This window comes from Allobosea sp. 10L422 (assembly GCF_056395345.1).
Genome location: NZ_JBFTJI010000007.1, coordinates 189517 through 214752, shown reverse-complemented (window position 1 = coordinate 214752; position 25236 = coordinate 189517). Strand labels below are relative to the sequence as shown.

General features: G+C 66.0%; 20 protein-coding genes and 3 pseudogenes. 7 read left to right on the top strand and 16 right to left on the bottom strand.

Translation table 11 applies throughout. From position 1 onward, the window contains the following. Positions 1–58 precede the first annotated feature (58 nt). Both AC1DEZ_RS15980 and AC1DEZ_RS15975 read left to right on the top strand, forming a co-directional pair. On the top strand, positions 59–313 hold the full coding sequence (locus AC1DEZ_RS15980; RefSeq protein WP_441510628.1) for a hypothetical protein: 255 nt from the start codon (positions 59–61) through the stop codon (positions 311–313). Between the two features lie 230 nt (positions 314–543). Continuing rightward, positions 544–2469, top strand: coding sequence for a methyl-accepting chemotaxis protein (locus tag AC1DEZ_RS15975; RefSeq protein ID WP_476779948.1), 1926 nt, complete (start codon positions 544–546; stop codon positions 2467–2469). A 102-nt stretch (positions 2470–2571) separates the two neighbouring features. On the opposite strand, the pseudogene AC1DEZ_RS15970 reads toward AC1DEZ_RS15975, so the two are convergent. The 8 genes and pseudogenes from AC1DEZ_RS15970 to AC1DEZ_RS15935 all read right to left on the bottom strand — a co-directional run. Next, positions 2572–2724 (bottom strand): annotated as a pseudogene (locus AC1DEZ_RS15970) (TRIC cation channel family protein); the annotation flags it as partial. Between the two features lie 578 nt (positions 2725–3302). Further along, positions 3303–3533: pseudogene (locus AC1DEZ_RS15965) on the bottom strand (transposase); the annotation flags it as partial. Positions 3534–3607: 74 nt separating this feature from the next. Beyond that, complete coding sequence (locus AC1DEZ_RS15960) at positions 3608–4465, bottom strand: ABC transporter permease (RefSeq protein ID WP_476779947.1); 858 nt, start codon at positions 4463–4465, stop codon at positions 3608–3610. After that, positions 4462–5115 (bottom strand): ABC transporter permease, encoded by a 654-nt coding sequence (locus AC1DEZ_RS15955; protein ID WP_476779946.1) that lies wholly within the window; start codon positions 5113–5115, stop codon positions 4462–4464. Before AC1DEZ_RS15955 ends, AC1DEZ_RS15960 begins: the two co-directional genes overlap by 4 nt. A gap of 24 nt (positions 5116–5139) precedes the next feature. Continuing rightward, positions 5140–5382, bottom strand: a complete 243-nt coding sequence (locus tag AC1DEZ_RS15950) for a hypothetical protein (RefSeq protein ID WP_476779945.1) — start codon at positions 5380–5382, stop codon at positions 5140–5142. Positions 5383–5410: 28 nt separating this feature from the next. After that, positions 5411–7057 (bottom strand): hydantoinase B/oxoprolinase family protein, encoded by a 1647-nt coding sequence (locus tag AC1DEZ_RS15945; protein ID WP_476779944.1) that lies wholly within the window; start codon positions 7055–7057, stop codon positions 5411–5413. A 2-nt stretch (positions 7058–7059) separates the two neighbouring features. Continuing rightward, on the bottom strand, positions 7060–9141 hold the full coding sequence (locus tag AC1DEZ_RS15940) for a hydantoinase/oxoprolinase family protein (RefSeq protein ID WP_476779943.1): 2082 nt from the start codon (positions 9139–9141) through the stop codon (positions 7060–7062). A gap of 92 nt (positions 9142–9233) precedes the next feature. Continuing rightward, positions 9234–10727: an ABC transporter substrate-binding protein gene (locus tag AC1DEZ_RS15935; protein WP_476779942.1), complete on the bottom strand. Its 1494-nt coding sequence runs from the start codon at positions 10725–10727 to the stop codon at positions 9234–9236. A gap of 216 nt (positions 10728–10943) precedes the next feature. On the opposite strand from AC1DEZ_RS15935, the gene AC1DEZ_RS15930 reads away from it, so the two are divergent. Both AC1DEZ_RS15930 and AC1DEZ_RS15925 read left to right on the top strand, forming a co-directional pair. Beyond that, positions 10944–11630 carry a GntR family transcriptional regulator gene (locus AC1DEZ_RS15930; protein ID WP_476779941.1) on the top strand — a complete coding sequence of 229 codons (687 nt, stop codon included), beginning with the start codon at positions 10944–10946 and terminating at the stop codon, positions 11628–11630. Positions 11631–11653: 23 nt separating this feature from the next. Then, positions 11654–12721: an NAD/NADP octopine/nopaline dehydrogenase family protein gene (locus AC1DEZ_RS15925; protein WP_476779940.1), complete on the top strand. Its 1068-nt coding sequence runs from the start codon at positions 11654–11656 to the stop codon at positions 12719–12721. Positions 12722–13190: 469 nt separating this feature from the next. On the opposite strand, the pseudogene AC1DEZ_RS15920 reads toward AC1DEZ_RS15925, so the two are convergent. Further along, positions 13191–13648: pseudogene (locus AC1DEZ_RS15920) on the bottom strand (Ros/MucR family transcriptional regulator). 585 nt (positions 13649–14233) lie between these two features. On the opposite strand from AC1DEZ_RS15920, the gene AC1DEZ_RS15915 reads away from it, so the two are divergent. From AC1DEZ_RS15915 to AC1DEZ_RS15905, 3 genes are read left to right on the top strand one after another with little or no spacing between them, the layout of a single operon-like run. After that, the gene (locus AC1DEZ_RS15915) at positions 14234–15202 is read left to right on the top strand and encodes an ABC transporter ATP-binding protein (RefSeq protein WP_476779939.1); all 969 of its coding nucleotides are present in this window, start codon (positions 14234–14236) and stop codon (positions 15200–15202) included. After that, entirely contained in the window at positions 15199–16182 is a 984-nt protein-coding gene (locus AC1DEZ_RS15910; protein ID WP_476779938.1) for an ABC transporter ATP-binding protein, read from the top strand. Before AC1DEZ_RS15915 ends, AC1DEZ_RS15910 begins: the two co-directional genes overlap by 4 nt. Positions 16183–16211: 29 nt before the next feature. Further along, positions 16212–17678 (top strand): alkaline phosphatase family protein, encoded by a 1467-nt coding sequence (locus AC1DEZ_RS15905; protein WP_476779937.1) that lies wholly within the window; start codon positions 16212–16214, stop codon positions 17676–17678. Between the two features lie 245 nt (positions 17679–17923). Here AC1DEZ_RS15905 and AC1DEZ_RS15900 read toward each other — a convergent pair whose 3' ends face one another. The 7 genes from AC1DEZ_RS15900 to AC1DEZ_RS15870 form a co-directional block, all read right to left on the bottom strand. Further along, complete coding sequence (locus AC1DEZ_RS15900; RefSeq protein ID WP_476779936.1) at positions 17924–19486, bottom strand: ABC transporter substrate-binding protein; 1563 nt, start codon at positions 19484–19486, stop codon at positions 17924–17926. A 63-nt stretch (positions 19487–19549) separates the two neighbouring features. After that, positions 19550–20317, bottom strand: coding sequence for a glycerophosphodiester phosphodiesterase (locus AC1DEZ_RS15895; protein WP_476779935.1), 768 nt, complete (start codon positions 20315–20317; stop codon positions 19550–19552). Between the two features lie 4 nt (positions 20318–20321). Beyond that, complete coding sequence (locus AC1DEZ_RS15890; protein ID WP_476779934.1) at positions 20322–21197, bottom strand: ABC transporter permease; 876 nt, start codon at positions 21195–21197, stop codon at positions 20322–20324. Continuing rightward, entirely contained in the window at positions 21197–22138 is a 942-nt protein-coding gene (locus AC1DEZ_RS15885; RefSeq protein WP_476779933.1) for an ABC transporter permease, read from the bottom strand. The genes AC1DEZ_RS15890 and AC1DEZ_RS15885 overlap by 1 nt, the downstream gene beginning before the upstream one ends. A 284-nt stretch (positions 22139–22422) precedes the next feature. Beyond that, a complete protein-coding gene (locus tag AC1DEZ_RS15880; RefSeq protein ID WP_476779932.1) occupies positions 22423–23940 on the bottom strand; it encodes an FAD/NAD(P)-dependent oxidoreductase in 1518 nt (505 codons plus the stop codon). After that, entirely contained in the window at positions 23832–24125 is a 294-nt protein-coding gene (locus AC1DEZ_RS15875) for a (2Fe-2S)-binding protein (protein WP_476779931.1), read from the bottom strand. The genes AC1DEZ_RS15880 and AC1DEZ_RS15875 overlap by 109 nt, the downstream gene beginning before the upstream one ends. After that, a complete protein-coding gene (locus AC1DEZ_RS15870; RefSeq protein WP_476779930.1) occupies positions 24109–25227 on the bottom strand; it encodes an NAD(P)/FAD-dependent oxidoreductase in 1119 nt (372 codons plus the stop codon). The genes AC1DEZ_RS15875 and AC1DEZ_RS15870 overlap by 17 nt, the downstream gene beginning before the upstream one ends. Positions 25228–25236 lie beyond the last annotated feature (9 nt).

Here is a 25236-nt window from a genome sequence, read left to right as displayed (position 1 = left end):
GTTACGCCTGCCTTTCCGGCGTTTCCAACCACTCGGCGTAGGGCGTGTTCTTCACGAGATGGCGATTGAGGTCTGGGGCTCCGTCGCTCCACCAGACCGGCCCGCTCTCACCGACGGCGACCTTGGCGGAATCGACGCGAGCGCGTGCGGCTTTCAACTCGCCGTTTCCGCGCTTGGCTTCTTTGACAGCCCGCCGAGCATCCATCAGTTCGGCAACAAGCTGATGACGGCGGTCTACTGGCAGGTCAGGATTGGTGGATCGCCAAATAGCGACAATCCGGTGTCGCAGGACAGGCGGCCCTATCCTTCATGACCGGCGCGCGATCCTCCGTACGGATCTTGGAAGCCCAGCGCCTCAGGATTGGTACACATCCATCCGGTGCGCCTGGCAGTCGCACTCAAGACACAACACGCCTTAATGCGAGCGTTACCATTCTCCGCCACATTGAATTGTCCAGCAATCGCGCCCCCTCATTTGGACGAGAGTTCACGCCAGTGAAGACGGATACCGCAAGGCCGGCTGGCCGATTGCTGGCGCCCGACATGCGCGAAACCATCGCCAAACGTGCCCGCCTGATGGCCTGGAGTGGCCTGGTCGCCGCCGCCATCATTGCGGTGACTGCCGGCTTTGCGCTCTGGCAGGGGCGCCAGACAGCAACCGACGTATCACGGCAGCAGCTCAGTACGCTCGCGGCGCTGCTCTCTGAACAAACCCACCAGACGCTCGCGACTGCAGATCTGGTGTTGCGCGGCTGGTCCGAAGCCGCCAGTGAGACCGATATCGCGTCGCCTGGCGATATTCGTACGAAGTTCGGCACGCGCCAGAATTTCGATGCTTTGATTGAGCGCACTCGCGCAATTCCGCAGATCGCAGCGGTGACGATCGTCGATATCAACGGCGAAGTCGTCAACTCGACACGGTCCTTTCCCCCACCCGCGGTCAGCCTGAAGGGCAGAGAATCCTTCCTGGCCCATATGGCCGATCCTGCGCTTGCGCTGCATTTGGCCGCCCCCGTCCTCGGCCAAAGCGCGTCAGGGGGGACGATGGCCTTGTCCCGCAAGATCAAGAACAGGAGCGGAGCCGTGGTCGGCCTTGCCATGGCCGAAATCGAGACTGGCTTCCTGAGTACCTTCTACGACAAAGCGCGGGCCGATCCGCTTGTCCATGTCGCGCTCTTTCGCCGTGATGGCGTGTTACTTGCCAGCCTGCCGAACAATGACGACGCTGTCGCTCTCTCGCCCGCCGGCCGTTCCGTCCTGTTCCACGACCTGCCCGAGGCGGCCGAATCCATCGGAACCCTGTTCGTCGGGACCCAGATTGCCGGCCGTCGAGACAGCGAGCAGGGGCTGATCTTAGTGCAGGCTGTTCGCGATTACCCACTCCAGATCAGTATCGCGGCGCCTGGAGAGTTGGTCTTTCAGTACTGGAAGAAGCGCGCGCTGCTCCTCGGAAGCATCGTCACCTTCTTCGTCTTTATGATTAGCCTCCTGACCATCTGGATCGCCAAGTTACTACGGCAGCACGGTGTCGTGCTTTCTGAACTAGCTGCTTCCGAAAAGACGGCCTCCGATCACATGCAGGAACTACAGCTCCGCGACGCGCGCGAGTCCCTGCTGCGGCGCGACGCCGCCATGAAATCCCGCGTGACAGCCTTCGACGCGCAATTGCGCAGTTCGCTCGACCGGCTCGGCCGTATGATCGAAAGTGTGGCGAGCCTGTCGCAGAGCATGATGGCGGCGGCCGGGCACGCGCGCCAAGGCAGCGAGCGGGCCGAGGTGGTCTCCAGCCGCGCAGCCGACCATGTCGCCAGCGTTGCTGCCGATGCCGAGAGCATTTCCAGCGCGGGGCACGAGATCGCGGCGCGCGTGGCGGCCTCGGTGAGCACCGCAGCCGACGTGATCGCGGAAGCCGACCAGACCGACCTTGCCATCGCGCAACTGGCGGAAGCGACGAACCAGATCGACAGCGTCTCAGCGCTGATCCGCGAAATCGCCAGCCAAACCAACCTGTTGGCGCTCAACGCCACGATCGAGGCGGCTCGCGCCGGCCAGGCTGGCCGTGGCTTTTCGGTCGTCGCCTCCGAGGTGAAGTCGCTGTCTGCGCAGACAAGCGGCGCGACCAACGAGATCAGTCGCCAGATCGAGGCGATCCAACTGGCGAGCCAACGCTGCATCGAGGCACTCCAGAGTATCCGGGGTCGGATGCTGGGCGCGCGCACGAGCGGTCAGGGTGTCTCCGACGAGATAGCCAAGCAAAGCCGCTCGACCACCCAGATCGCGTTGACCATCCGGGCGGCCGCAGACGATGCGCAAGGTGCTCTATCCAGCGCCAGGGCCGTGCGCCAGGCGACCGACTTGTCCAACACCAGCGCGACCGAGGTGATGGCGCTTGCTCGCGACCTCGATGGCGAAGCACGGCGGATCAGAAGTCAAGTCAGCGAGTTTTTCGGGGCACTCGACGCCGCTTAGCCGGACCCTGCCAACGGGACGGTTCGGCGCGGGGCGAGGAAATTCGGGCGGGATTCCGCTCGCCGGCCCCGGCGCAAGAAGCCGAGCTCGCGCGACGTCACGAGTGATGCCGCCAAAATTGCCGGTGACGAACGATAGGACGAGGATACCGAAGATATCGAGGCGGCGATTGACTGCGGCAACCGCCCCGCTGATCGCGAGTACGAAGGTGCCGCCCAGATCGAGAATTCGCACAAAGGTTTCGATGGCGATCATGACGAATCCGCCCGCGAAATCCTGGCACATCCGGACGAAAGCACCGAACAGCATTCAAATGAGACCGATCTCCAATGCAACCTCTGATGGTCCGCCTCAGTCAAAGAATGGCTTCGTGTCGGCCGGATCTCGAATAGGCAAAACAGTTTAAAGGTAAACGGCGATCGCCTTCTGGTCCTCCCCGGTCAGCTGGCGCCACTTCGAGATGCAGGACGGGCTGATCTGCACCGCAATCATCTAGGAACGATGTGGACGCGCTCCTTGGACCACCGGATGCCACAGCGCTCCCCCGAGCGAGCACTGGCATGTCGAGGCCTGGCACGCGGGCGCGCAGCTCCTGACCGGCGCTCTTGCCGATGACCAGGAAGCTGTCGCCGTAATTGACGATCTCGCCGACGGTGAGCCGATGTTTTCGGGAGACTGCTCTTCTTTGGAGAGGCGGATGGTCTCCAGCCGCAGGAGCACGTGGACTGGAGTGCCCGGAGTGAGATCGTCGCGTCCGGCCGCGATCGAGCCGAAACCTGGCATGGCCCTTCAGGGCTCAGGTCCATTGCGCCGCTGGATCGGAGCGCGGGACAGCGCTGCTTGTTCGCGTCTGCCCGGATCGGGCCGGCACCGACGGCGAAGATTTCGCCGTCGTCGAGCCTCTCCGCGATGCAGCGCCGCACGGTCGTCTTGAATAGCTCTCTCGAGAGATCGCTCTCGCGGAAGCGGCCGTGCCGGTTTTTCGAGAAAGTCGAGTGTTCGGGCACATCGCCTTCGAACCCGAGCCGGCAGAACCACCGATAAGCGAGGTTCAGATGCACTTCTGCGTGGCAACCTCAGGAATTGAGCCAATTCGGCTCAATCCTCGCGCGCAGACAGCCGCGCAAAGGTGTCGAAATCAGTGGCGATCCGCGCGTGGATCGAGCCAGTCTCGCAGCCAGTCGCCCAGGAGATTGACGCTTAGTACCGTGAGCATCAGCGCCAAGCCGGGCAGGGTGATGATCCACCACGCGCTGGCGATATAGGTGCGCCCGTCCGCCAGCATCCGGCCCCAGCTCGGGGAGGGCGGTTGGATGCCGAGGCCGAGGAAGCTCAGGCCCGCTTCGAGCACGATGGTGCGCGCGAGTTCGAGCGTCGCGACCACCAAGACCGGCGTCAGGACATTGGGCAGGATGTGGCGCAGCAGCAGGCGGGCATGGCCCGCCCCCATGGCCAGCGACGCCTGGACGAATTCCCGTTCCCGGACCGTCAAAACCTGGGCCCTGATGATGCGGGCGTAGCGGACCCAGCTTGTCAGGGCGAGCACGGCGATCAGGTTGTGCAGGCTGGGGCCAAGCGCGGCGACGACCAGAAGCGCCAGCAACATCAGCGGAAAGGCGAGCTGGATGTCGACCAGTCGCATCAGCACGCGGTCATACCAGCCGCCGAAATAGCCGGCGACGAGCCCGAGCAGCACGCCGACGATGCCGCCGAGAATCACGGCCGAGCCTGCGATCGTCAGGGTGACGCGGCTGCCAGCGATGATGCGGCTCAGAATGTCGCGACCGAGCTGGTCAGTGCCGAACGGATGGGCTCCCAGCCCGGCCCAGGAGAGCGTCGGCGCCAGCATGCGGGCGCGCAGGTCGCCGCGCGTCGGGTCGGGCAGGCCGAGCCAGGGGCCGGCAAGGGCCAGCGCCAGCAGCAGGATCAGCAGTCCGGCGCCGAGCAGCCCCAACCAGTTCGCGCGCTGGCGGTGCAGGAACGAGAAAAGTCTCATGACGCCTGCCGGATGCGCGGGTCGATCAGGGTGTAGAGCAGGTCGACCAGAAGATTGACCACGACGAAGATCGTCGCGACGACGGCGACACCGGCCTGGACGACCGGAAAATCCTTGGTCTCGATCGCCTGCACGATCAACCGCCCGACGCCCGGCCAGGCGAAGACGGTCTCGGTCACGGCGGCGCCGCCGAGCAGCTCGCCGGCCAGGATACCGGTCATGGTCACCACCGGGATCAGCGAATTGCGGCCGACATGCCAGATATAGACCCGACGCGGTGCCAGGCCCTTGGCGTAGGCGGTGCGGACATAGTCGTCGCGCATCACGTCGAGCATGGAGGATCGCAGCAGGCGCGCGATGCTGGCCGTCGTAAAGCAAGCCAATGTCACGGAGGGCAGGACAAGGTTCTGCCATTCGCCGTAGCCACCCGTCGGAAACCAGCCGAGTTGCACCGCGAATAACAGAATCAGCATGATCCCGAGCCAGAAGGAGGGCGTCGCCTGGCCGAGCAGTGCTACCAGCAGGACCAGCCCCTCGATTGCGGAACCTCGATAGATCGCCGCGAGCGCGCCGGCCAGACCGCCGACCAGCACGCCGATCGACAGGGCGCAGCCGGCGAGGAGCGCCGTCGCGGGAAGCCGTTCGAGCACGACGTCGAGCGCCGGGCGGGCGAACTAAAAGGACTGGCCGAAATCGCCCTTCAACGCATGGAGCAGGAAGGTCAGATATTGCTGTAGAAGCGGCTGGTCGAGCCCGAGCTGCATGCGCAGCTCCTGCAATTGCGCCTCCGTCGCGCCGATCGGCAGCAGCAGCACGGCGGGGTCGCCGAGCAGCCGCGAGACGATGAAGACGATCGTCACCACGCCCCAGATCGCGATCAGGCCTTCGCCGAGGCGGGAGGTCAGGTGGCGCGGCATCCGGCGGCCTCCTTCGTCACGACGGTCCTCAGAGCTTCAGCCCGTAGATCTCCACGGCGGCCTGCCGCGAGATGCGCTCCTCGCGCAGGTCGCGCTCGACCAGCGCACGGTCGCGCTGCTTCGGATCGCCGAAGCCGCCCCCGCCGGCCGCCACCATGCCGACCCATTCGCCCGGCTGCAGGATGCCGGCGCGACGGTCGAGCGGCTTGGCGCCGGGCGACAGCTCGACGCGGGCGGTGAGGCCGTCCTGGCCGCCCTTGAGGCCAAAGGGGGGCACGATGCTGTTGGTGCCGCCGGCCGAGATGCGGGCGGTGTGGTCGAGCATCTCGACGCGCCGCCGCAAGGTCATGCCGCCGCGGTATTCGCCTGCGCCGCCGGAATCCTGCACCAGCTCGTAGCACTTCACCATGACGGGGTGCTCGATCTCGAGCGCCTCGATCGGCAGGTTGGCGGTGTTGGTCGTGTTCACCTGCACGCCGTCGAGCCCGTCCTTGTCGGCGCGCGCGCCCATGCCGCCGCCATGCATCTCGTTATAGACGTAGAAGCGGCCAGTGCGCGGATGGATGCCGCTGGTGGTCAGCAGCGTGCCGCCGGTCGAGGCTGCGGCGATGCGTTCGGGCACCACATCGGCGAGCGCGGCGAAGATCATGTCGACGAGGCGCTGGCCGATATCGGTGCGGCTGTAGACGGCCGCCGGCGGCGTCGAATTGAGCACCGAGCCCAGCGGAGCGGAGACATGGATCGGCCGGTGAAAGCCGGCATTGGCCGGCAGATCGGGATCGACGATCGCCTTCACCGCGAAATACACCGTGGCGAGCAGCGCCGTGTAGACCATGTTGATCGGCGCGCGTACCTGTGGCGGCGCGTCGGGGAAGTCGATGGAGATCTCGTCGCCCTTGACCTCGATCACGACCTTCAAGTCCATTACGCCATCGACGAGGTTGCTGTCGAAGTCGTGGCGGAAGCTGTAGGTGCCGTCCGGAATCTGCGCGATGCCGGCGCGCGTGCGCCGCTCGGTATAGTCGAGCACCTGCGCGCCGGCGGCACGCACCGTCTCGGCGCCGTATTTGTCGCAGAGCGCCTGGTAGCGCTGCACGCCGAGGCGGTTGGCCGCCATCTGGGCCCGGAAGTCGTTGATGCGCTCGCGCGGCACCTGGCAATTCAGCAGGATGAGCTGCATCAAATCTTCCTGCAGCACGCCCTCGCGATAGAGCCGCACCGGCGGGATGCGCAAACCTTCCTGGAAGATATGGGCGTGGCCGCGGTCGACGAAGTCGGAGTGGTGGGCGAGGTTCGTCACCCAGGCGACGAGCTTGTCGCCATGGAAGATCGGCTCCAGGAAGACGATATCGTTGAGATGCGTGCCGCCGCCGGTATAGGCGTCGTTGCCGACGAAGACGTCGCCGGGCCTGACCGTCGAGAGGTCGTGGTTCTTGAAGACGTGGTCGGCGATGCCGAGCAGCGAGCCCAGATGCACCGGGATATGCTCGGCCTGGGCGATGGTATGGCCTTGGGCGTCGAACAGCGCGGTCGAGCAGTCCTGCCGCTCCTTGATGTTGGTCGAATAGGCCGCACGGATGATGGCCTTGCCCATCTCCTCGACGATGGTGGTGAGTGCGCTGCCGATGACTTCGACGGTGATCGGATCGAGCTGTGTCTTGACTGTGTCCAGCATGGTCAGCCCTCGAGGATGAGGTTGAGATGGGCATCGACCGTCGCGACCTGCCCGGGCAGGACGAGGGTGGTCGAATCCATCTGGTCGATGATGGCGGGGCCGGCGACCCTGTGGCCGGGGCCGAGCCGTTCGCGGTCGTAGATCGGGCAGTTGGTGAAGCCGCCGGTCTCCGGCAGCCAGACGTCGCGATGGGTGGTGACGGCCGCTTCCACTGGACCAGCCGCCGGGGGATAAGCCTTGAGGTCGGCCTTCGGCACAAGGCCGACCGCCTCGATGCGCAGGGTCGTGACCTGCACCGGCTCCTCGGTGGCGACGTAGCCATAGACCTGCTTGTGGATGCGCTCGAACTCCGCGCGCAGCGTCACGAGGGCGGCCGCGTCGATCGGGCCGGCGGGGCAGGGCACGGTGAGCTCGTAACCCTGGCCGCCATAGCGCATGTCGAGCGAGCGGATCAGCGAGCGCCGCTCCTCGGGGATCGCCTCCTGCGCGAACCAGTCTTGCCCGCGCTCCTCGAGACCGGCGAAGCCGCTCTCCATGCCCGGCACGCCGGCTTCGCTCAGAGGCAGGAGCCGCGTCAGCGAGAGATTGGTGCGCAGATCGGTCAGCAGCAGGCCAAGCGCGCACATGATGCCCGGATATTTCGGGACGACGAGGCGCGGGATCTCCAGCTCGCGGGCGAGCCTGGAGGCATGGATCGGGCCGGCGCCGCCGAAGCCGAGCATGACGTAGTCGCGCGGATCGTAACCGCGCTCGACCGAGATCACGCGGATGGCCTTGGCCATGTTCGCTATGACGACGCTGATGATGCCCTGGGCCGTCTCCATGACGCCGAGGCCGAGCTGGTCGGCCAAGCGCCCGATCGCGGCCTTGGCGCGGGCCTGGTCGATCTTCATGCGGCCGTTCAGGAGATGCGTCGGGTTCAGCACCTGCAGCACGACATTGGCGTCGGTGACGGTGGGTTCCTCGTTGCCGCGCCCGTAGCAGACCGGGCCGGGATCGGCGGCGGCGGAGCGCGGGCCGACCTTGAGCAGGCCGCCGGCATCGATATGGGCGATCGAGCCGCCACCGGCGCCGACGGTGTGGATGTCGAGCATCGGCAGCTTCAGCGGATAGCCGTGCACGACGGCATCGTTCGACATCTGCGGCCGTCCGCGGTCGATCAGCGAAACGTCGGTCGAGGTTCCGCCCATGTCGAAGGTGATGATGTTGTCGAAGCCGGCGAGCCCGCCGACCGAGAGCGCGCCGATGACGCCGGCCGCCGGCCCCGAGAGCACGGTGCGGGCCGGGAAGTTCTGCGCCACCTCCGACGAGATCACACCGCCATTCGACTGGGTCAGATGCGGGTGGGCGTCGATGCCGATCTCAGCCAGCCGGGGCTGGAGCTTCGAGAGATAGGACTTCATGATCGGGCCGAGATAGGCGTTCACGACCGTGGTCGAGAGCCGCTCATATTCGCGGAACTCGGGCGCGACCTCGTGCGAGATCGAGACGAAGGCGCCCGGCATCTCCTGGGCCAGGATCTCCTTGACGCGCTTCTCATGCGCCGGCTCGACGAAGGAGAACAGGAAGCAGACCGCGACCGTCGTGATGCCGTCCGCCTTGAGCTTGCGGGCGGCGGCGCGCACTTCCTCCTCGTCGAGCAGGGTGTGGATGCTGCCGTCGAAGCGAACGCGCTCGCTGACCTCGAGGCGCTTGTCGCGCGACACCAGGATGCGCGGCTTCTGCGTCTGGATGTCGTAGAGGGAATCGCGCTTCTGACGGCGCAGTTCCAACACGTCGCGAAAGCCCTTGGTGGTGATCAGACCCGTTTCGGCGCCGCGCCCGACGATCAGCGCATTGGTAGCGACCGTCGTGCCATGGCCGAAATAGACGACGTCGACCTTCTGCCCCGTTGCCTTGGCAACTTCGGCGACGCCCTGCTCGATGCCGCCGGCAATGCCGAGCGAAGGGTCCTGCGGTGTGCTCGACACCTTCCAGACATGGATCTCGCCATGCGTCTCGTCGAACATGCAGACATCGGTGAAGGTGCCGCCGGAATCGACGCCGACGCGCAGCTTCAAGGTGGTTTCGTCTTGAACGGTCATGACTTTGTCGCGATCCGGTTGATCGGAAATTCAGGCAAGGTTCCGCCGTCGATGGGCCGGTGAAGCCCGCCGCTCGGGTCGTTCTGTCACTGTCAGCGCGTCTTGATGTCGATCGCGCGTACCCAGTCGTCGCCGCGCGCCTGCCATGCGATGCCTTTGGACTGGGCGTAGGTGATCGGCGTGAAGAACATGAAGATCGAGGGCGAGTCCTCGCAGAGCTGCTTGGTGAGCTTGCGGTAGAGCTCGGTGCGCTTGGCCGCGTCATTGGTCGAGCGGGCAGCCTGGGCGGCTTCGTTGAAGCTCACGTTCTCCCAATAGGATTGCGGGTTCTCCTTCTCCCAGAAGTTCAGGAGCCCGCCGGCATCCAGCGTCGGCCATCCCAGGCCGAAATAGGCGGCGTCGCCAAGGTTCTTGCCCACGATGTACTTGTTCATGAAGGCGCCGAATTCCATCTCGCGCAGCTTCACGGTAACGCCGATCTCGCCGAGCTGGGAGGCGACGACTTGGGCGATGTCAGAGGCCTGGATGTAGCGCCCGGTCGGAACTTCGAGATCCATGGTCAGGCCGTTGGCGAAGCCGGCTTCGGCCAGCAGCTTCTTGGCCTGCGCCGGGTCGTAGGTGATCGGCTTGAGATCGGGATTGTAGCCGAAATAGACCGGTGAGAGCGGCTGGCAAGCACTGACCTGGGCCAGCCCGTCATTGATCGCCTTGCGATCGATGCCGAGATTGAGCGCGCGCCAGAGCTTGGGATTGTCCTTGAAGGGTGCCTTCAACGCGTTGAGCTTGATGAACATGCCGCGCGTGCCGGCGACGGAGCTGGCATCGGCCTTGCCACCGGCCTTGATGCGCGCGATCTCGGAGGTCGGGAAGGCGGTGATCAGGTCGACATCGCCGGCCTCCAGCGCCGCGATGCGCGAGGAATCTTCTGGAATGATCCGGAAGGTGACGTTGTCGAAGGCGGGTTTCTCGCCCCAGTAGTCCTTACGCGCCTTCAACACGACGCGGTCGCCGCTGGCAAAGCGCACGAGCTCATAGGGCCCGCTGCCGAGTGCAGCAACGGAGGGGTTGTACTCCCCCGTCCATTTCGGGGGCATCAGGAGGAACATCGACATCTGGTCGGGCAGGTCGGGATAGGCGCCCTTGGTGTCGAATTCGACGACGGTAGGCGAGACGACCTTGACCTCGCTGATCGCTGCGAACCACGGCTTGTTGCGCGCGCCGGTCTTCGGATCGAGCACGCGCTCGACATTCCACTTCACGGCCTCGGCATCGAGCTTTTCACCGTTCGAGAAGGTCACGCCTTCGCGCAGCGTGAAGCGCCAGGCCGTATCGCCGATCGCTTCCCATTCCGTCGCCAGACCGGGACGAAGTTTCAGGTTCGGACCGCGATCGACGAGGGGCGTATAAATATGCGCGGCGACGCTGAGATCCGTGCCGACGGTCGTCGATTTGTCGGGGTCGAGCGTGTTGACGTTGCTCGACAGGGCGATGGTCAGATCGCGCGCCGCCGCTGGCATGAGCAGGGCGGCTGAGCCGAACCCGAAAGCGAGGGTGGCGACGAGCCGGTGGGCGAAGGCCTTGTGCATGACAATCCCCTGTTCTTGACTTTGGCGCCAATCCTGCGTTCATGATTGGCATCTGTCAATCGCCCGTCTTAAGATGTTTTGCTCAATGAAGGTGCATCGGCAGAGGATTTCATCTCCGCCATCCCGGAGGGCCGTGCCAATGAATTGCGGTCCAGGGGCAACGCAGGTGAAGATGGTTGCGAAGATGCAGGGATTCGTCTGCGGAACATGGCGCTGATGACTTTGGATACGGGACAAAGCGGTAGGGCTGGCGCCGGCGCGCGTAGCGCGCGGACGGCCGGTGGCAGCGCGTCGCGGGCCCGCGAGCTCGCCAAGCTGATCGAGAAGGATATCAGCACCGGTCGCCTCAGCGCCGGTTCTTGGCTGAAGCAGGTCGATCTCGAGTCGCAATACAGCGCCTCGCGGCTTGATATTCGTCAGGCGCTCGACCGGCTCGAGGAGAAGGGCTTCGTCAAGCTGGAGGCCAATCGCGGTTACCGCGTCGAGACCTTCGACAAGGCGCGCTTCCGCAACGTCGTGACGATCCGCGCCATCCTGGAGGTCGCGGCCGCCGCCGAGGTGTTGAAATACATCGATGAGGCGGGGCTGGAGCGGTTGCGGCAGCGGGCCGACGATTTCGCCGATGCTGTCAGTGCCGGAACCGTGATCGCGCAGGAGGAGGCCAACTACGCCTTCCACGCTGCCATGCTCGAATTTTGCCCGAACGGCGATCTCGTCTCGATGATCTTCGACCTGCGCAGCCGCGTTCCAGTCACGCTGACGCGTGAAAAGAACACCGCAGCGCTGCTCGCGAACACGGTGCGCGAGCATTACGAGATCGTCGAATGCCTACTTCAACGCGATGGGCCCGGCCTTGAAGCCGTCGTCCATAAGCACGTGCTCGGCGGCCTCGAAATCGTCTGACACCATCAAAGGGGATCGAACCCATGCGCGTTGCCATCATCGGCTTCGGCGGGATCGGGCGCGGCTACAGCGCCTACCTGACCGCTCAAGGGCACGAGCCGGTCATCTGGTCGCCGAGCGGCGCGGCGCTTGCCGATTTCGCGGGCGACGCGATGTTGACCACCACGGGTAAGCTCGAAGCCGCCGTGCCGCCGCGCATCGCCCGCGATTGCGCCGAGGCGCTTGCCAGAGCCGAAACGATCATCGTCGCGGTGCAGGCCAACGGCTTCAAGACGGTGATCGACGCGATCGCCCCTCATCTCACGGCGGGGCAGACCGTCATCATCAGCGCCCATTGCTCGTTCGCCGCGCTCTATCTGCACCGACTGCTGAAGGCGCGGGGGATCGATATTCCGGTTGCCGCCTGGGCCACAACGGCTCTGACCGCGCGCAAGAGCGGGCCACGCAGCGTCCATATCTCCGGTATACGGGCGAAGCTCGACGTCGCCACCTTGCCGGTCCGCCACGCGGAGGCAGGCCTCGCAACCTGCCAGGCACTCTTCGGCAATCGTTTCGAGCTGCGCGAGGACGTGCTGGCCATCATGCTCAGCAATCTCAACCCTCCGGCCCATGTCGCCAATATGCTCGGCAATCTGACCCGCGCCGAGCGCGGGGAGGATTGGCCGAATTACGGCTCGATCACCCAGGGTGTGGGTCGCATCGTCGATGCCATGGATGGCGAGCGCCTGGCGCTCGCCAAGGCCTTTGGCCTTTCGGTCCGCAGCGTGCAGGACCACTATGTCCATTCCTTCGGCGTCGCGCCCGGGCCCGTCGGAGAGATGGCCGCGGCGGTCTACAAGAACCGTCCGGAGCTTCTTGGCCCGAAGACGTTGGATACCCGTTTCATCACTGAGGACGTCCCCTTCGGGCTAGTCCCTCTGGAAGCTTTGGGGCGGGTGATCGGCTTGCCGCTGCCCCTGCATGAGGCCGGCATCGCGCTGTTCGACGCGATCTGCGCCCGGAACTTCCGCGCCGAGAACGACTTGCTGCCCATGCTCGATCTAGAACTGCTGTCGGCAGCAGGGCTCCATCGGGAATTGCGCGGCGAATGAGTCGGGCGTAGCCGCGCCCGGATCTTCCACGACGGTATCGACCCGATCGTCCCATTATGAATGGCCCAGAGAGGGCTCCCCTGGTGGGAAGGTCCATTCCCGTCCACGGCTGTGAATGTCAGGTTTTGGTCGAGCGCCGAAGGCGCATCGCTCCCGAGCCAGGTACCCGGCATGATCTTCAATCACGACCAAGCCGGATTGCGGATTCCCGATTTCGAAGAAGTCGGTACACTCCGACGCAATCGGGTAACGCCCAGCAGACGTTCCTGTCGGGGGATACCGTCAGCGCGCCCGTTGGCGGCACAATGGCCGATTTCATGCGCCGCGCGGGGGTGACGCCAACCGACCTGGGTTGGAATTTTTGGTCAGGTGGGCCGTCGCGCATAGGTTTCTCCTTGTGCCACGTGCCTTGAACCATCAGCGGTCGATGTAGTTCCGGCGAGCGCTCAAAAGCGCCCGCCGCCAGCAATCAGGCGGGATTCTTCGCGCGCCCTCTTTTCGGAGTTGGCGCAGGCACAGGCGCGGCCTTCCGACGCCGCTGCCCGAGGCCCATGGATTTCGCAAGATTCGAGCGGGCTTCTGCGTAGGCCGGCGCGACCATCGGATAGTCGTTCGGCAGGCCCCACTTCGCCCGGTACTGTTCCGGGGCCATGTCGTAGGCTGTCCGAAGATGTCGCTTCAGCGACTTGAATTTCTTTCCGTCTTCCAAGCAGATTAGAAATTCAGGCTAATTGATTTCTTGATGGCGACAGCTGGAACGGCCTTTTCTTCGACGGCAGGCTCTTTCTCTCTGCCAAGATTAGTCAATGCAGCATGCGTGCTAGCAATCAATGCCGGCAGCTCAGACATCGGCACGCTGTTGTGCGCTACGAATGCAGATACGATGCTGGCGACGATGTCGACGATCGCTTCGTTATTTTCGGACAATCTTCAGTCTCCTGAGTCGCTGGTTCGACTTGCCCACTTCATCAATGAATACATTCGGTAAAGCAAGTTATTTCCATGGCAGCCGACATTGACTAATTACAACTTTTACTAGAATTGCGGGCATGGTAATTTAATCGCGCCCTTAAGCGGCGTCGCGCATCTGCAAATCGTATCCTCCGACAATTGGATTGTAATGAGCGTTGGCGCCGACGCGCTCGGCAGGCGCATTACCGGCATCTTGCGGGTATCGCTGTCGTCTCGATGCTCAAGGACATCCGCACAGTTGCGGATGACTGCACGAAAATCATGAAAACGCTGATGGTCGCGGATGTTAAAAACGGTGACCTTAGCAGCACCTTCGACAAATTCTTCGCGTGCAGTTCCAGGTCAATGACGGTCGATATCCGACACTCGACCGCGACGTCACAAGACGGTCACGGGCCCGGCGATATGTCGGCCGTCATGCAGTCATCATCGACCTTGACGAAGCATCGCTTCAACAGACACGGCTCGAGTTTCATCGAAGGCCAAGCCGTATCCCCCCTGCTTCGATTGCATGGCTTTACCGTTGCCGTGTCCGGCGCGATGCCGATCGTACGCGGCATCGACCTGTCGGTGGGGCGCGGCGAGGCGCTCGGCATCGTCGGCGAATCCGGCTGCGGCAAGAGCATTACCTGGCTTGCCGCACTGCGCCTGCTCGGGCGCAATGTGACGACCGGCGGGGAGGCCCTGCTCGACGGACGGGATATCGGCACGCTCCCCGAGCGCGAGCTGGCGCGGGTGCGCGGTGGCCGCATCGCCCTGATCTTCCAGGATCCGAGCAGTGCGCTGAACCCGGTGCAGCGCATCGGGACGCAGATCGCGGAGGTCCTCCGGCTTCATCGCGGCCTGACCGGAGAACCGGCCCGCCGCGAGGCGCTGCGCTTGCTTGACCGGGTCGGCATCGCCGACGGCACGCGCCGCCTCAAGCAATATCCGCATGAATTCTCGGGGGGAATGAACCAGCGCGTGATGATCGCGCTGGCGCTGGCGGGCGAGCCTGATGTGCTGGTCGCGGACGAGCCGACGACCGCGCTCGACGCCACCATCCAGGCGCAGGTGCTCGACCTGATCCGCGAGCTGCGGCGCGAGACCGGCATGGCGCTAATCCTGATCTCACACGATATCGGTGTCGTCGGCGATCTCTGCGAGCGGATCGCGGTGATGTATGCAGGGCGAATCGTCGAGACGGCGGCGACGCAGGACCTGCTCACCCGGCCGCGCCACCCCTATACGCAAGGTCTGCTGGCGGCACTGCCGACGCTCGACGGTCCGCGCCGGCGGCTGACGCCGATCCCCGGCACCGTGCCGGCCCCGGCCAGCATTCCGCCGGGCTGCGCCTTCGCGCCGCGCTGCCCGATCGCGATCGAGCGCTGCGGCGATGAATTGCCGGAACTGACGCTCGCGGCGCAAGACCAGCGCGCCGCCTGCCTGCGGCTCGACGAAGCGTTGCCGCCTCGCGGCGCCGCCTTTCCGGATCTGTCGGTGCCCGCGCCAATCGGGGCGACGGCATGACCATGCTTCTCGATGTCCGCGATCTCGCCCGCGAATACCCGGTCGCGACTGCCGGCGGAGCGCGCCGCATCCTGCACGCGGTCGACGGCGTGAGCTTCTCGCTCGAACGCGGGAAAACGCTCGGCATCGTCGGCGAATCCGGCTGCGGCAAGTCGACCACCGCCAAGCTCGCGCTCGGTCTGCTGCCGGCGACACGCGGGCGGATCAGCTTCGAGGGCGAGCCGGTGACCGGCTTGCGCGATCGCCAGTGGCGCGCACTGCGTCGGCGCATGCAGCTCGTCCATCAGGACCCGCTGGCCGCGCTCGACCGGCGCCTGCCAGTGGGTGAGCAGGTCGTCGAGCCGCTGGTCATCCATGGGCTGGAAGGCAACACCGGCGCGCAACGGCAGAAGGCGCTCGCGCTGTTCGATGCGGTCGGCCTGCGGACCGATCTGTTCGAACGCTATCCGCACGAGCTGTCCGGCGGGCAGCGCCAGCGCGTGGTGCTGGCGCGGGCGCTCGTGCTCGAGCCGGCGCTGCTCGTCTGCGACGAGCCGATCTCGGCGCTCGACGTCTCCGTCGCGGCGCAGGTGATCAACCTGATGCAGGACCTGCAGACCCGCTTCGGCATGGCCTATCTCTTCATCAGCCATGATCTCAAGGTCGTCCGCCAGATCGCCGACAAGGTTGCGGTGATGTATCTCGGCCGCATCGTCGAGCAAGGCCCGCCGGATGCGCTGTTCCACGCCCCGGCCCATCCCTACACAGAGGCGCTCGTCTCGGCCGTGCCGACGCCGTTGCGCGGGACGCAAGGGCGCATCATCCTGCAGGGCGACCCGCCGAATCCCGTCGACAGGCCCTCGGGCTGCGCCTTCCATCCGCGCTGTCCGCGCGCCGTGGCCCGCTGCCGGGAGGAGGTTCCGGTGCTCAAGCCTGTGGCTGACGGCCGCCTCGCCGCCTGTCATCTGGCAACCGCACCGACCGCGGCGGCCGCAGCCTGATCCGAAACGACGCCGACCCCGGAGACGAGATGAGCCGCCCTGACCAACCGACCGCCAACCGCGTCATCATTGCCGTCTTCGACGGTCTGCGGCCGGATCTCGTCACGCCCGAGCTCACGCCGAACATCATGCGCCTTGCCGCGCGCGGAACCTGGTTCCGCCGCGCGCGCAGCGTCTTTCCGTCGGTCACCCGCGTGGCGACGAGCTCGATCGCGGCCGGCGCGCCCCCGATCGTCCACGGCATCGTCGGCAATGCCTTCTATCATCGCGCGGCGATCCCCGAGAGGATGTTCGACACCAGCGATGCCGGCCTGATCCGCCGCGCCGAGGCGCATCATGACGGTCGCCTGCTCGCCGCCGACAGCTTCGGAGACGTGCTGGCCCGTGCCGGCAAGCGCATGGCGGTGGTGCATACCGGCTCGGCCGGCTCGGCGCATTTCATCAATCCGCGCGCCCGCGCCAACGGGCACTGGACCTTCTCGATGCACGGCGCCGGGGCGACGCAGACGCCGGAAGCGGTCGAAGCCGCGATCGCCCGTCTTGGCCCGCTGCCGGAGCGCGAATTGCCGCGGATGCAGGAACTCGCCTATGGCGGGCGGGTGATGACCGAGCTGGTGCTGCCTACACGGCCCGACGTCGCGTTGATCTGGTTCAACGAGCCGGATACGACCTTCCACTATCGCGGCCTCGGTTCGCCTGAGGCTATGGCTGGCCTTCGCGAGGCCGACCGAGCCTTCGGTGCGATCCTCGACTGGGTCGAGGCTCAGCCCGATGCGGAGCGTATCGCGGTGATCGCGGCCTCCGATCATGGGCAGATCTCGACCGGCACGGTCGAACCGCTGTTCGAGGCGGCGCAGCAGGCCGGCTTCGACCTCAGCGCGGAAAAGACAATCAACGGCGCCGCTATCGTGGCAACCGGCGGCATGAGCGGAGAGATCCGCCTGCGGGAAGGCGAGCACGCCGAGATCCAGCGCGTCGCAGCCTGGCTGATGGAGCATCCTGCCATCGGCCATGTCTTCTCGCGCGACCGCAACGGCGTCGAAGGCGAGATCGCGGGCACGCTCTCGCTGGGCCTTATGAACACGGGGCATGCCGAGCGCCAGCCGGAGTTGATGTTCATTCTGAAATCGACGCTCGACGCCGATCAATATGGGCTGCCCGGTCTCGGGGCGATGACGCCCGGCGACGTGCCACTCGGCGGCGGCATGCATGGCGGCATCAACCCGCATGAATTGAACACCGTGCTGATCCTCGGCGATGCCAGCGGCCAGGGCGCCGTCTCGCAGGAACCGGCCGGCATCATCGATATCGGGCCGACCGTGCTTGGCCTGCTCGGGCTTCAGCCCGCGGCGACGATGATGGGGCGCAATCTTGCCGTTCCAGCCCGCGAGGAGGGGCGTGAGCTTCGGCATTCGGCCGGCAGCGGCACCTTCGTCCAGCATGTCGATGTGGTCGAGCAGGACGGGCGGCGGTTTATTTTGGGTGGCGGGCAGTAGAGCTCGCTGGTTTCGAGGAAACCGCGCCGTCATTCCGAGGCAGGCCGCAAGCCTGAGCCCGGAACCCATGAACACGACCTCGCTCCAGTCGTCATGCTCGCCCTTGTGGCGAGCATCCGCGTCTTGAACACCGCATTGCACGAATGAAGACGTGGATGGTCGGCACAAGGCCGACCATGACGTATAGCGCCGCGCTTATCGGCTCGGGCCTGTGCCTACGGCGCAGCCCTGAAGCATAGTCGCTTTCAAACCTTGGCGAAGCTCAGATTGTCCGGGCGCAGATCCATGAAGTAGAAGGTCGTCGGCCGCCAGGCGATCGACTTCTTGATCGCGTAGGCCTCGCTCGGCTGGTAGAGGATCGTGGCCGGCGCCTCCTCCTCCCAGATGTCGAGCATCTCGGTGAACAGCGCCTTGCGCTTCACCGGATCGGTCTCGGCCTCCAGCGCCGTGCCCGCCTTGTTGAAGGCCTGCGCCGAGGTCCAGAACTTCGAGACCTGGATCTCGCCGGCCGGCCCCCAGGCCACCCAGATCGAGCCAAGCGGATCGGGCAGGCGTGTCGAGTTGGACCAGTTGAAGATCTGCGTGTTGGAGCCGCGCATCTGGGTCGAGTTCTCGACGACCTGCAAGGATGCGTTGATGCCGACGGCCTTCCACTGCTCGGTCAGGATCTGCGCGGCCTCGAGCGCATTGGTGTAGTAGTTGGCCTGCGTCCGGTAGACGATCGGCTCGCCCTTGTAGCCGGCTTCTTTGAGCAGGGCCTTGGCCTTCGCCGGGTCGTAGGAGAGCTTGCGGCCCTCGATGAACATCTGGCCGTATTCCGGGAAATTGTGGCTCGCCGGCACCTGCGCGGTGCCCTGCCAGAGCGCCTCGACCAGCTTCTGGCGGTCGATCGCGTAGTTCAGCGCCTGCCGCACGCGCTTGTCGGCGAGCACCTTGTCCTGATCGTTGTAGGCGAGGACATGGACATTCGCGAGCACGACCGAGCGCACGTCGATGTCCTTGTAGCCGCCGACCACGCTCATCTGGTCGGGCGGGATGTTGGTGATCAGGTCGTAATCGCCGGCGACGAGGCCGGCGACGCGCGCCGCCAGCTCCGGCACGCGCTTGAAGCTGACGCGCCTAGCCGTCGGCTTGCCCATGAAATAGTCGTCGAAGGCTTCCAGAACCGTGGCGTCGGCGGCCGAATGCGAGACGACGCGATAGGGGCCGGTCGCCACCGGCTTGCGCGAATAGGCCTCGAAGCCCATCGCCTCATAGGCGCGCTTGTTGACGATCCAGGCGCACCAGGAGGCGAGGCGCTGTTCGAGTAGTACGTCGGCGACCTTGGTCTTGAAGCGGACCGTGTAGCGATCGACCGGCTCGACCGAGGCAAGGATGCCGAAATAGGCCTTGCCGCCGGGGATCTGGGCCTTGTCGCCCCAGAGCCGGCCGTCGCGGAAGGTGTAGGCGACGTCTTCCGAGGTCAGCTCGTCGCCATTGTGGAACTTCACGCCCTGGCGCAGCGTGACGACGAGTTCCTGCGGCGAGACCCGCTCCCATTTCACCGCCAGATGCGGCTTGAGCTCCGAGCCGCCGCCATCGGCCGCGCCGAGGAAATCGCGCCGGATCAGCGTGTCGAAGATCGAATAGGTGACGCGGGTGCCGACATTGGAAAGCTCGCGCGCCGGTTCCAGCGTCGCCGGCAGGTCGGCGACCGCTACGGTAAAGCTCGGGCGGCTGTCACCGGCGGCGAAGGCGGTCGGCATGGAGAGCGCGACCGGCAGGGCGGCAGCAGCCTCGATGAAGCGGCGACGGGACAGGACGGGCATGGAGATCCTCGCAAGACATCGGGCGGGGCCGGCACAGCGGCGCCGCGATGCGGCTGCCTTGCATCAGATTGACGACGGGCCGGTGACAGTCCGGGCCGCAAGGAGAAGTCGCGGATCGTCGAGCATCACCGCATCGGGGCCGAGCGCCAGCAGGCGCGTGATGCCCTCCGCATCGATCCGGCCAACCGGAAAGGGCGGATAGCCGGGTTCCGCCACGGAGCGCGGCTGACCGACCATGATGACCGAACCCAGACCGGCCTTCCGCACGGCGGCGAGCCGCTCCGGCGTGGCATCGCCCTGCCAGAGCCGGAACCAATCGGCGCCGGCGGATCGCGCTGCCGCGATGGAATCGGGATCGGGCACCAGAGCGAGGATCGCGATCTCCGGCGACAGCCGGCGCGCCGCGCCGATCAGGTCGATGTCGCGGAGGCCGAGCAGGCAGCGCGGAAGCGCATCCGTCGCATCGAGGGCGGCGAGGATCGGGTTCAGGATGCGGGGTTCGGACAGTTTGACGTCGAGCAGGAGGCCGAGCGGCGCGGAAGACGCGATCGCCTCGTCCAGCGTCAGCAAGCCGGGCAGAAGCGCCCTCAGCGTCGCGAGATCGGTCTCGGCGACCCGTCCCTGATGCCCGGCGAGGCGCATGAGGTCGGCATCGTGCAGGCAGACCAGCGCACCGTCGGCGCTGAAGCGCAGATCGGTTTCGACGACCTCGGCTCCGGCTGCGATGGCGGCGGAGAAGGCCTCCCGCGTATTCTCCGGCCCGAGCAGGGCTCCGCCGCGATGGGCGATGGCGAGCGGCCGGCCCGCATCCGAAAGGAGGCCGGGTCGCATCGTCTCAGTTCCTCTCGCTGGTCGGGTCGAAACGGTCGCGCAGCCAGTCGCCGAACAGGCTCATCGACAGCGTGGTCAGGAAGATCGTCAGCCCCGGAAAGACCGCGATCCACCAGGCGTTGAGCAGGTAGCGGCGGCCTTCGCCGAGCATCAGGCCGAGCGAGGTGCCCGGCGGCTGCACGCCGAGCCCGAGGAAGGAGAGCGAGGTTTCGAGCAGGATCGTGCCGGGAAAATTCAACGTGGCCTGCACCACCAGCGCGGCGGCGATATTGGGCAGGAGGTGGCGCAGGACGACCCGCGACGGGCCAGCGCCCAGCGCCTCGACGGCATTGATGTAGTCGCTCTCCTGTTCGGAGATGACGAGGCCGCGCGCCAGCCGGGTATAGCGATCCCAGCCGTCGATGCTGACGAGGAGGATGAAGAGAACGATGTTGTTGCCGAAGAAGGCGAGCATGGTCAGCGCCAGGAACAGCGCCGGAATTGCCGCTTGGGCATCGACCAGCATCATGATGGCCTGATCGACGAAGCCGCGCAGACGCGCCGCGAGGAAGCCGAGCGCTGTCCCGAACACGGCTCCGATCAGGGTTCCCATCACGGCGATCAGGATCGAGGTGCGGACAGCGAAGATCATCCGGCTCAGGATATCGCGGCCGAGCTGGTCGGTACCGAGCCAGTAGATCGTGCCGCCGGCTTCGGTCAAAGGTGGCTTCAATCGCGCGGCGAGATTCTGCGCGGTATAGGGCAGCGGAGCCAGCCAGTCCGCGAGCAGCGCGACGACAACGACGGCGAGCAGGAAGCCGGCCGAGAGCATCACGACCGGCGACATCCGGTGTCTGGCCGCAGGAGCCGCAGGCGCGGAGGAGAGACCGACGGCGCTCATCAGGCCTGCCCGCCAAGCGCGCGGGCGAAGCCGCCGAGCCGCGGATCGATCAGGATATGCACGATATCGACCAGCAGATTGGCGCCGACCATGATAACCGTCACCGTGAAAATCACGGCCTGGACGACGGAGAGATCGCGCGTCGAGACGGAGTCGACCAGCAGCCGGCCGATGCCCGGCCACGCGAAGATGGTCTCGACCACCGCGCTGCCGGCGAGGATATGGCCGATCTCGATGCCGATGAACATCAGCAGCGGCACCGCGGCATTGGGAAGGGCGTGGCGGAGGATCACGCGGAGCGGCATCACGCCGCGCCCACGCGCCGCCCGGATATAGGGCTTGCCCAGCACCTCCAGCGTCGCCGTGCGGGCGAAGCGCGCCAGCCGGCCGGCAAGCGGCAGGCCGAGCGTCACCGTTGGCAGGATGAGATGCCAGAGGCTGTCAGATCCGGCCGAAGGCAGCACGCGCAGCTTCAGCGCGAAGAGCAGGATGAGCAGGATGCCGAGAAAGAAGACGGGAATGGCGTAGCCGAACACCGCGACCGCCATGGCGAGCCGGTCGGCGGCGCGATTATGGCGCAGCGCCGCGAGGACGCCGAGCGGCAGGCCGACGAGGAGCGCCAGCATCAGTGCGGAGGAGCCGAGCAGGAAGGTCTTCGGCAGCGCTTCGACCACGGCGGTGAAGGCAGGCCTGCCATCCGCGAATGAGAGGCCGAAATCACCGCGGACGGCGCTCGCGATATAGAGCAGGTACTGCTCGGCCAGAGGCCGGTCGAGGCCCCAGGCCTCGCGATAATAGGCGACGACATCCGGCGGGGTGTCGCTCGGCAACATGATCTGGGCCGGGTCGCCCGCCAGGCGCAGCGCGACGAACACGGCCGAGACGCAGATGGCGACGGTCAGCAGGGCGCGCAGAGAGCGGAGAAGGAGAAAGCGAAGCATCTGGCCCGATCACGGAGTTGGAGATCCGGTTCTGCAAATGGCTTCACGACAGGTTGATGACGAGGCGCTGACGCAGCTGCTGTCTGGGCAGCGAAATGGACCGGAACCATACCCGCAGACTGATCCTTCAGATCGATTTCCGGCGCAATTTGCCGGATAGATCCAAGAAGCGGCCGACCGCACGTAAGGCATCGGCACGCCGCTCTGGGCTGAGTTCGTAGGGCAGCGTCCGGCGCCACCCGAAATTAGCCCATCATCGCACCGCCATCTGCGCCCCGACGACTTTACGATGCTTCGGCGCCGAAGTTGGGACCCGAATCGACACAGGAGTCCGCTATCTGTTCGACCGTCACGGGCTTGATTGGCATGCGTAACCTGAAATAGCCAATTTCACCCGGGCTGCGCCCGCTCAACGCCGACATCGTCTCAGTGATCGTGTGCCCGCAAAGTCGCCCCTGGCAGGGACCCATGCCACACCGCAGGAAGCCTTTCGCTTGGTTCGGTCCGGCCGCGCCTTCCTTCACGACCTGGGCGATTTCGCCGCGCGTCACCTCCTCGCAGCGGCAAACGACGACATCGTCGGACTCGGGCGCGATGAAAGCATCAGCCGGACGGTAGAGCGCCTCCAGAAACGGCCTGATCGCGCGGTCTCGCCAGAGCGCGGTGCGAAGGGAGCTGCTCGCCCGATCCCGCTCGGCTGCACTGATCGCGCTGAGGTCTCGAGCGATGTCGAGCGCGGCAAGCGTGCCGCTCAAACGCGCCGAAATGGCGCCGGATATGCCGGCCTCGTCACCCGCGATCCAGAGCCAGGGCTGGCTGGAGCGCCCCCATGCGTCGAGCTCCGGCCGCCAGCAACGCTGACGCTCGTCCCAGACATGCGGGCAGCGCAGCGCCATGGCGAGATTCACATTGGGCACGATGCCCTGATGGAGCGCCACGCGGCTTGCATCAGTGCGCTGCCAGCGCCCGCCGCTGAACCATTTCACGCCGCGCACCGCATCTTCGCCCTCGATCTCAACCTGCTCGACGCCGCGTTCGATGCGGACGCAGGCAGCACGTAGTTCGCGGAGCAGGCCAAGTCCTTTGGAGAGATACGGGGCGGCCAGAAGCGCCCGCGGGAGATAGGGCAGCGCGGCCGCCAAATTCTTCCGCGGGGTCGTCTCGATGATAAGCCGCGGCGGATGCCCTGCGCGGCAGTATTGCGCAGCGACGAGATAGAGCAGCGGGCCACCGCCGACGAAGACGAGATCGTCCTCCAACAGACCAGCGGTTTTCAGCAGAATCTGCGCCGCGCCGGCAGTCATGGCTCCGGGCAGCGTCCAGCCGCGGATAGGGAATGGGCGCTCCATAGCACCGGCGGCCGCGACGATCCGGCGTGCCCCGGTGACGCCGGAGCCTTCGCGCGAGCGCCAACGGATCTCACCCTCCGCGACGGACCAGACCATCGCCGCGGCCCGGTGCTCCGCGCCGGAGCGTTGGAAGGCCTCGACCAAATCGCGGCCCGCATAATAATCTCGTCCTAGAATGTCGGCGCGGTCCGGTGCCGGGCGCTCGGTGATGGCTCGGTAGATCTGGCCGCCGGGCTTGCCGGCCTCGTCGAACACCACGCAGCTCAGTCCGTGCTTGCGGGCTGTGACAGCGGCCGCCATGCCCGCCGGACCCGCGCCAATCACCGCGACGTCGAAGGGCGCGCTCACTGGCTGAGCTCCGCGGCGCCTGTCTGAGGTTCGACGACCATGCCAGCGCGTACGGTCTCGAGGCAAGCCTGCCGGTTGGGCTGCCCGTCCACCGTGACAAGGCATTCGAAACAGACCCCCATCATGCAATAGGGGCCGCGCGGAGCCCCGGAACGAGGCGTGCTGCGGAAGGTCTTGATCCCCGCGCGCAGGATCGCTGCCGCGAGGTTCTCGCCCTCGCGGGCGGGCACGGTCGTGCCGCCGAAGCTGAAGGCGGTGTCGAATTCCGTGAGATCAAGGCGCTGGAACACTGAAGCGATCCGATGAGAAGGGCTGCCAGGCCGGGTCGAGTCGCCCGGCGGAGAGGGCGGTTGCGAGCGGCCCGGCGTGGAAGGGCGCAAGCGTGACGCCGCTGTGGACCGTCACTAAGAAAGCGCCCGGATGTGCCGCGGATTCGGCATAGACCGGCATGCCGTCAGGCGACATCACGCGCAGAGCGGCCCAACTGCGCACGACCTGCGCATTGGCGAGCAGCGGCAGGGCCGTCACGGCCCGCTGGGCCGTCGTCTGAATGACATCGGGCGTCGTGCGGTCGTCGAGTCCGGCCTCCTCAGAGGATTCGCCGAACACGATACCGCCTTCCGCGGTCTGGCGGATGAAGCTGATTCCGTAGCGCAGGAAAGGCTTCAACTTCTCCGTGACTAGGATCTGTCCCCGCACCGGGCGGATGGGAGCGCACAGGCCTAGGCCTGGAGCGAGCTCCTTGTTGCCGAGCCCGGCGGTCAGGATGACGCGGTCGGCGAGCCAGTCGCCCTGTTGCGTCTTCACCCGAAAGCCCGCGCCGTCCGGGACGACGCCCGCGACGGCGTGGCGGGGCCGGTAGTCGCCGTGCCGCTCGAACACCGCGATCAGCGCGCGCAGCAGATGGAACGGGTTCGTCGTGCCGTCGTCGCTGCAAAAGGTCGCGCCGACGACGGCGGGTCCGACTTCGGGAAGGAGCTTGCGGATGCCGTCATTGTCCATGACCTCGAACTGGCTCGGCACCGCGGCATGCGCTTCCAGATCGGCCATCGTCTTGCTGCGGCGCTCCAACTCCAGCTCGGAGAAGCAGAAGAAGAAGGCCCCCGGCCGGCGGAAATGCAGATCGATTCCGCTCTCAGTGCCGAGGTCGCGGGCGAAGTCGTCCCAGTCCTTCGCTGCCCGTCGGGTCAAATCGGCATAGGCCGGGCCGCTCGCACCCTTGCCCTGCACCCAGACATTGCCGAGATTGCCGCGCGCCGCCCGGAAGGCGATGTCGCCCTCGTCGAACAGCGTCACGGTCTCGCCGTGGGCGGCGAGACCGTAGGCGACGCTCGCGCCGACGATGCCCCCGCCGATGACGGCGATACCCGTCCTGTTCTGGCCGCTTTCCATCGTGGCGCC

Excerpts from the sequence above, each read along its gene's own strand:
- AC1DEZ_RS15880 (WP_476779932.1), bottom strand. The coding sequence starts at position 23,940 with ATGCCTTGTCACGGTGGACGGGCAGCCCAACCGGCAGGCTTGCCTCGA.
- AC1DEZ_RS15900 (WP_476779936.1), bottom strand. The coding sequence starts at position 19,486 with ATGCCCGTCCTGTCCCGTCGCCGCTTCATCGAGGCTGCTGCCGCCCTG.
- AC1DEZ_RS15950 (WP_476779945.1), bottom strand. The coding sequence starts at position 5,382 with ATGCCGCGCCACCTGACCTCCCGCCTCGGCGAAGGCCTGATCGCGATC.
- AC1DEZ_RS15910 (WP_476779938.1), top strand. The coding sequence starts at position 15,199 with ATGACCATGCTTCTCGATGTCCGCGATCTCGCCCGCGAATACCCGGTC.
- AC1DEZ_RS15975 (WP_476779948.1), top strand. The coding sequence starts at position 544 with ATGCGCGAAACCATCGCCAAACGTGCCCGCCTGATGGCCTGGAGTGGC.
- AC1DEZ_RS15960 (WP_476779947.1), bottom strand. The coding sequence starts at position 4,465 with ATGAGACTTTTCTCGTTCCTGCACCGCCAGCGCGCGAACTGGTTGGGG.
- AC1DEZ_RS15930 (WP_476779941.1), top strand. The coding sequence starts at position 10,944 with ATGACTTTGGATACGGGACAAAGCGGTAGGGCTGGCGCCGGCGCGCGT.
- AC1DEZ_RS15915 (WP_476779939.1), top strand. The coding sequence starts at position 14,234 with ATGCCGATCGTACGCGGCATCGACCTGTCGGTGGGGCGCGGCGAGGCG.
- AC1DEZ_RS15940 (WP_476779943.1), bottom strand. The coding sequence starts at position 9,141 with ATGACCGTTCAAGACGAAACCACCTTGAAGCTGCGCGTCGGCGTCGAT.
- AC1DEZ_RS15895 (WP_476779935.1), bottom strand. The coding sequence starts at position 20,317 with ATGCGACCCGGCCTCCTTTCGGATGCGGGCCGGCCGCTCGCCATCGCC.
- AC1DEZ_RS15905 (WP_476779937.1), top strand. The coding sequence starts at position 16,212 with ATGAGCCGCCCTGACCAACCGACCGCCAACCGCGTCATCATTGCCGTC.
- AC1DEZ_RS15935 (WP_476779942.1), bottom strand. The coding sequence starts at position 10,727 with ATGCACAAGGCCTTCGCCCACCGGCTCGTCGCCACCCTCGCTTTCGGG.
- AC1DEZ_RS15885 (WP_476779933.1), bottom strand. The coding sequence starts at position 22,138 with ATGCTTCGCTTTCTCCTTCTCCGCTCTCTGCGCGCCCTGCTGACCGTC.
- AC1DEZ_RS15890 (WP_476779934.1), bottom strand. The coding sequence starts at position 21,197 with ATGAGCGCCGTCGGTCTCTCCTCCGCGCCTGCGGCTCCTGCGGCCAGA.
- AC1DEZ_RS15925 (WP_476779940.1), top strand. The coding sequence starts at position 11,654 with ATGCGCGTTGCCATCATCGGCTTCGGCGGGATCGGGCGCGGCTACAGC.
- AC1DEZ_RS15870 (WP_476779930.1), bottom strand. The coding sequence starts at position 25,227 with ATGGAAAGCGGCCAGAACAGGACGGGTATCGCCGTCATCGGCGGGGGC.
- AC1DEZ_RS15980 (WP_441510628.1), top strand. The coding sequence starts at position 59 with ATGGCGATTGAGGTCTGGGGCTCCGTCGCTCCACCAGACCGGCCCGCT.
- AC1DEZ_RS15945 (WP_476779944.1), bottom strand. The coding sequence starts at position 7,057 with ATGCTGGACACAGTCAAGACACAGCTCGATCCGATCACCGTCGAAGTC.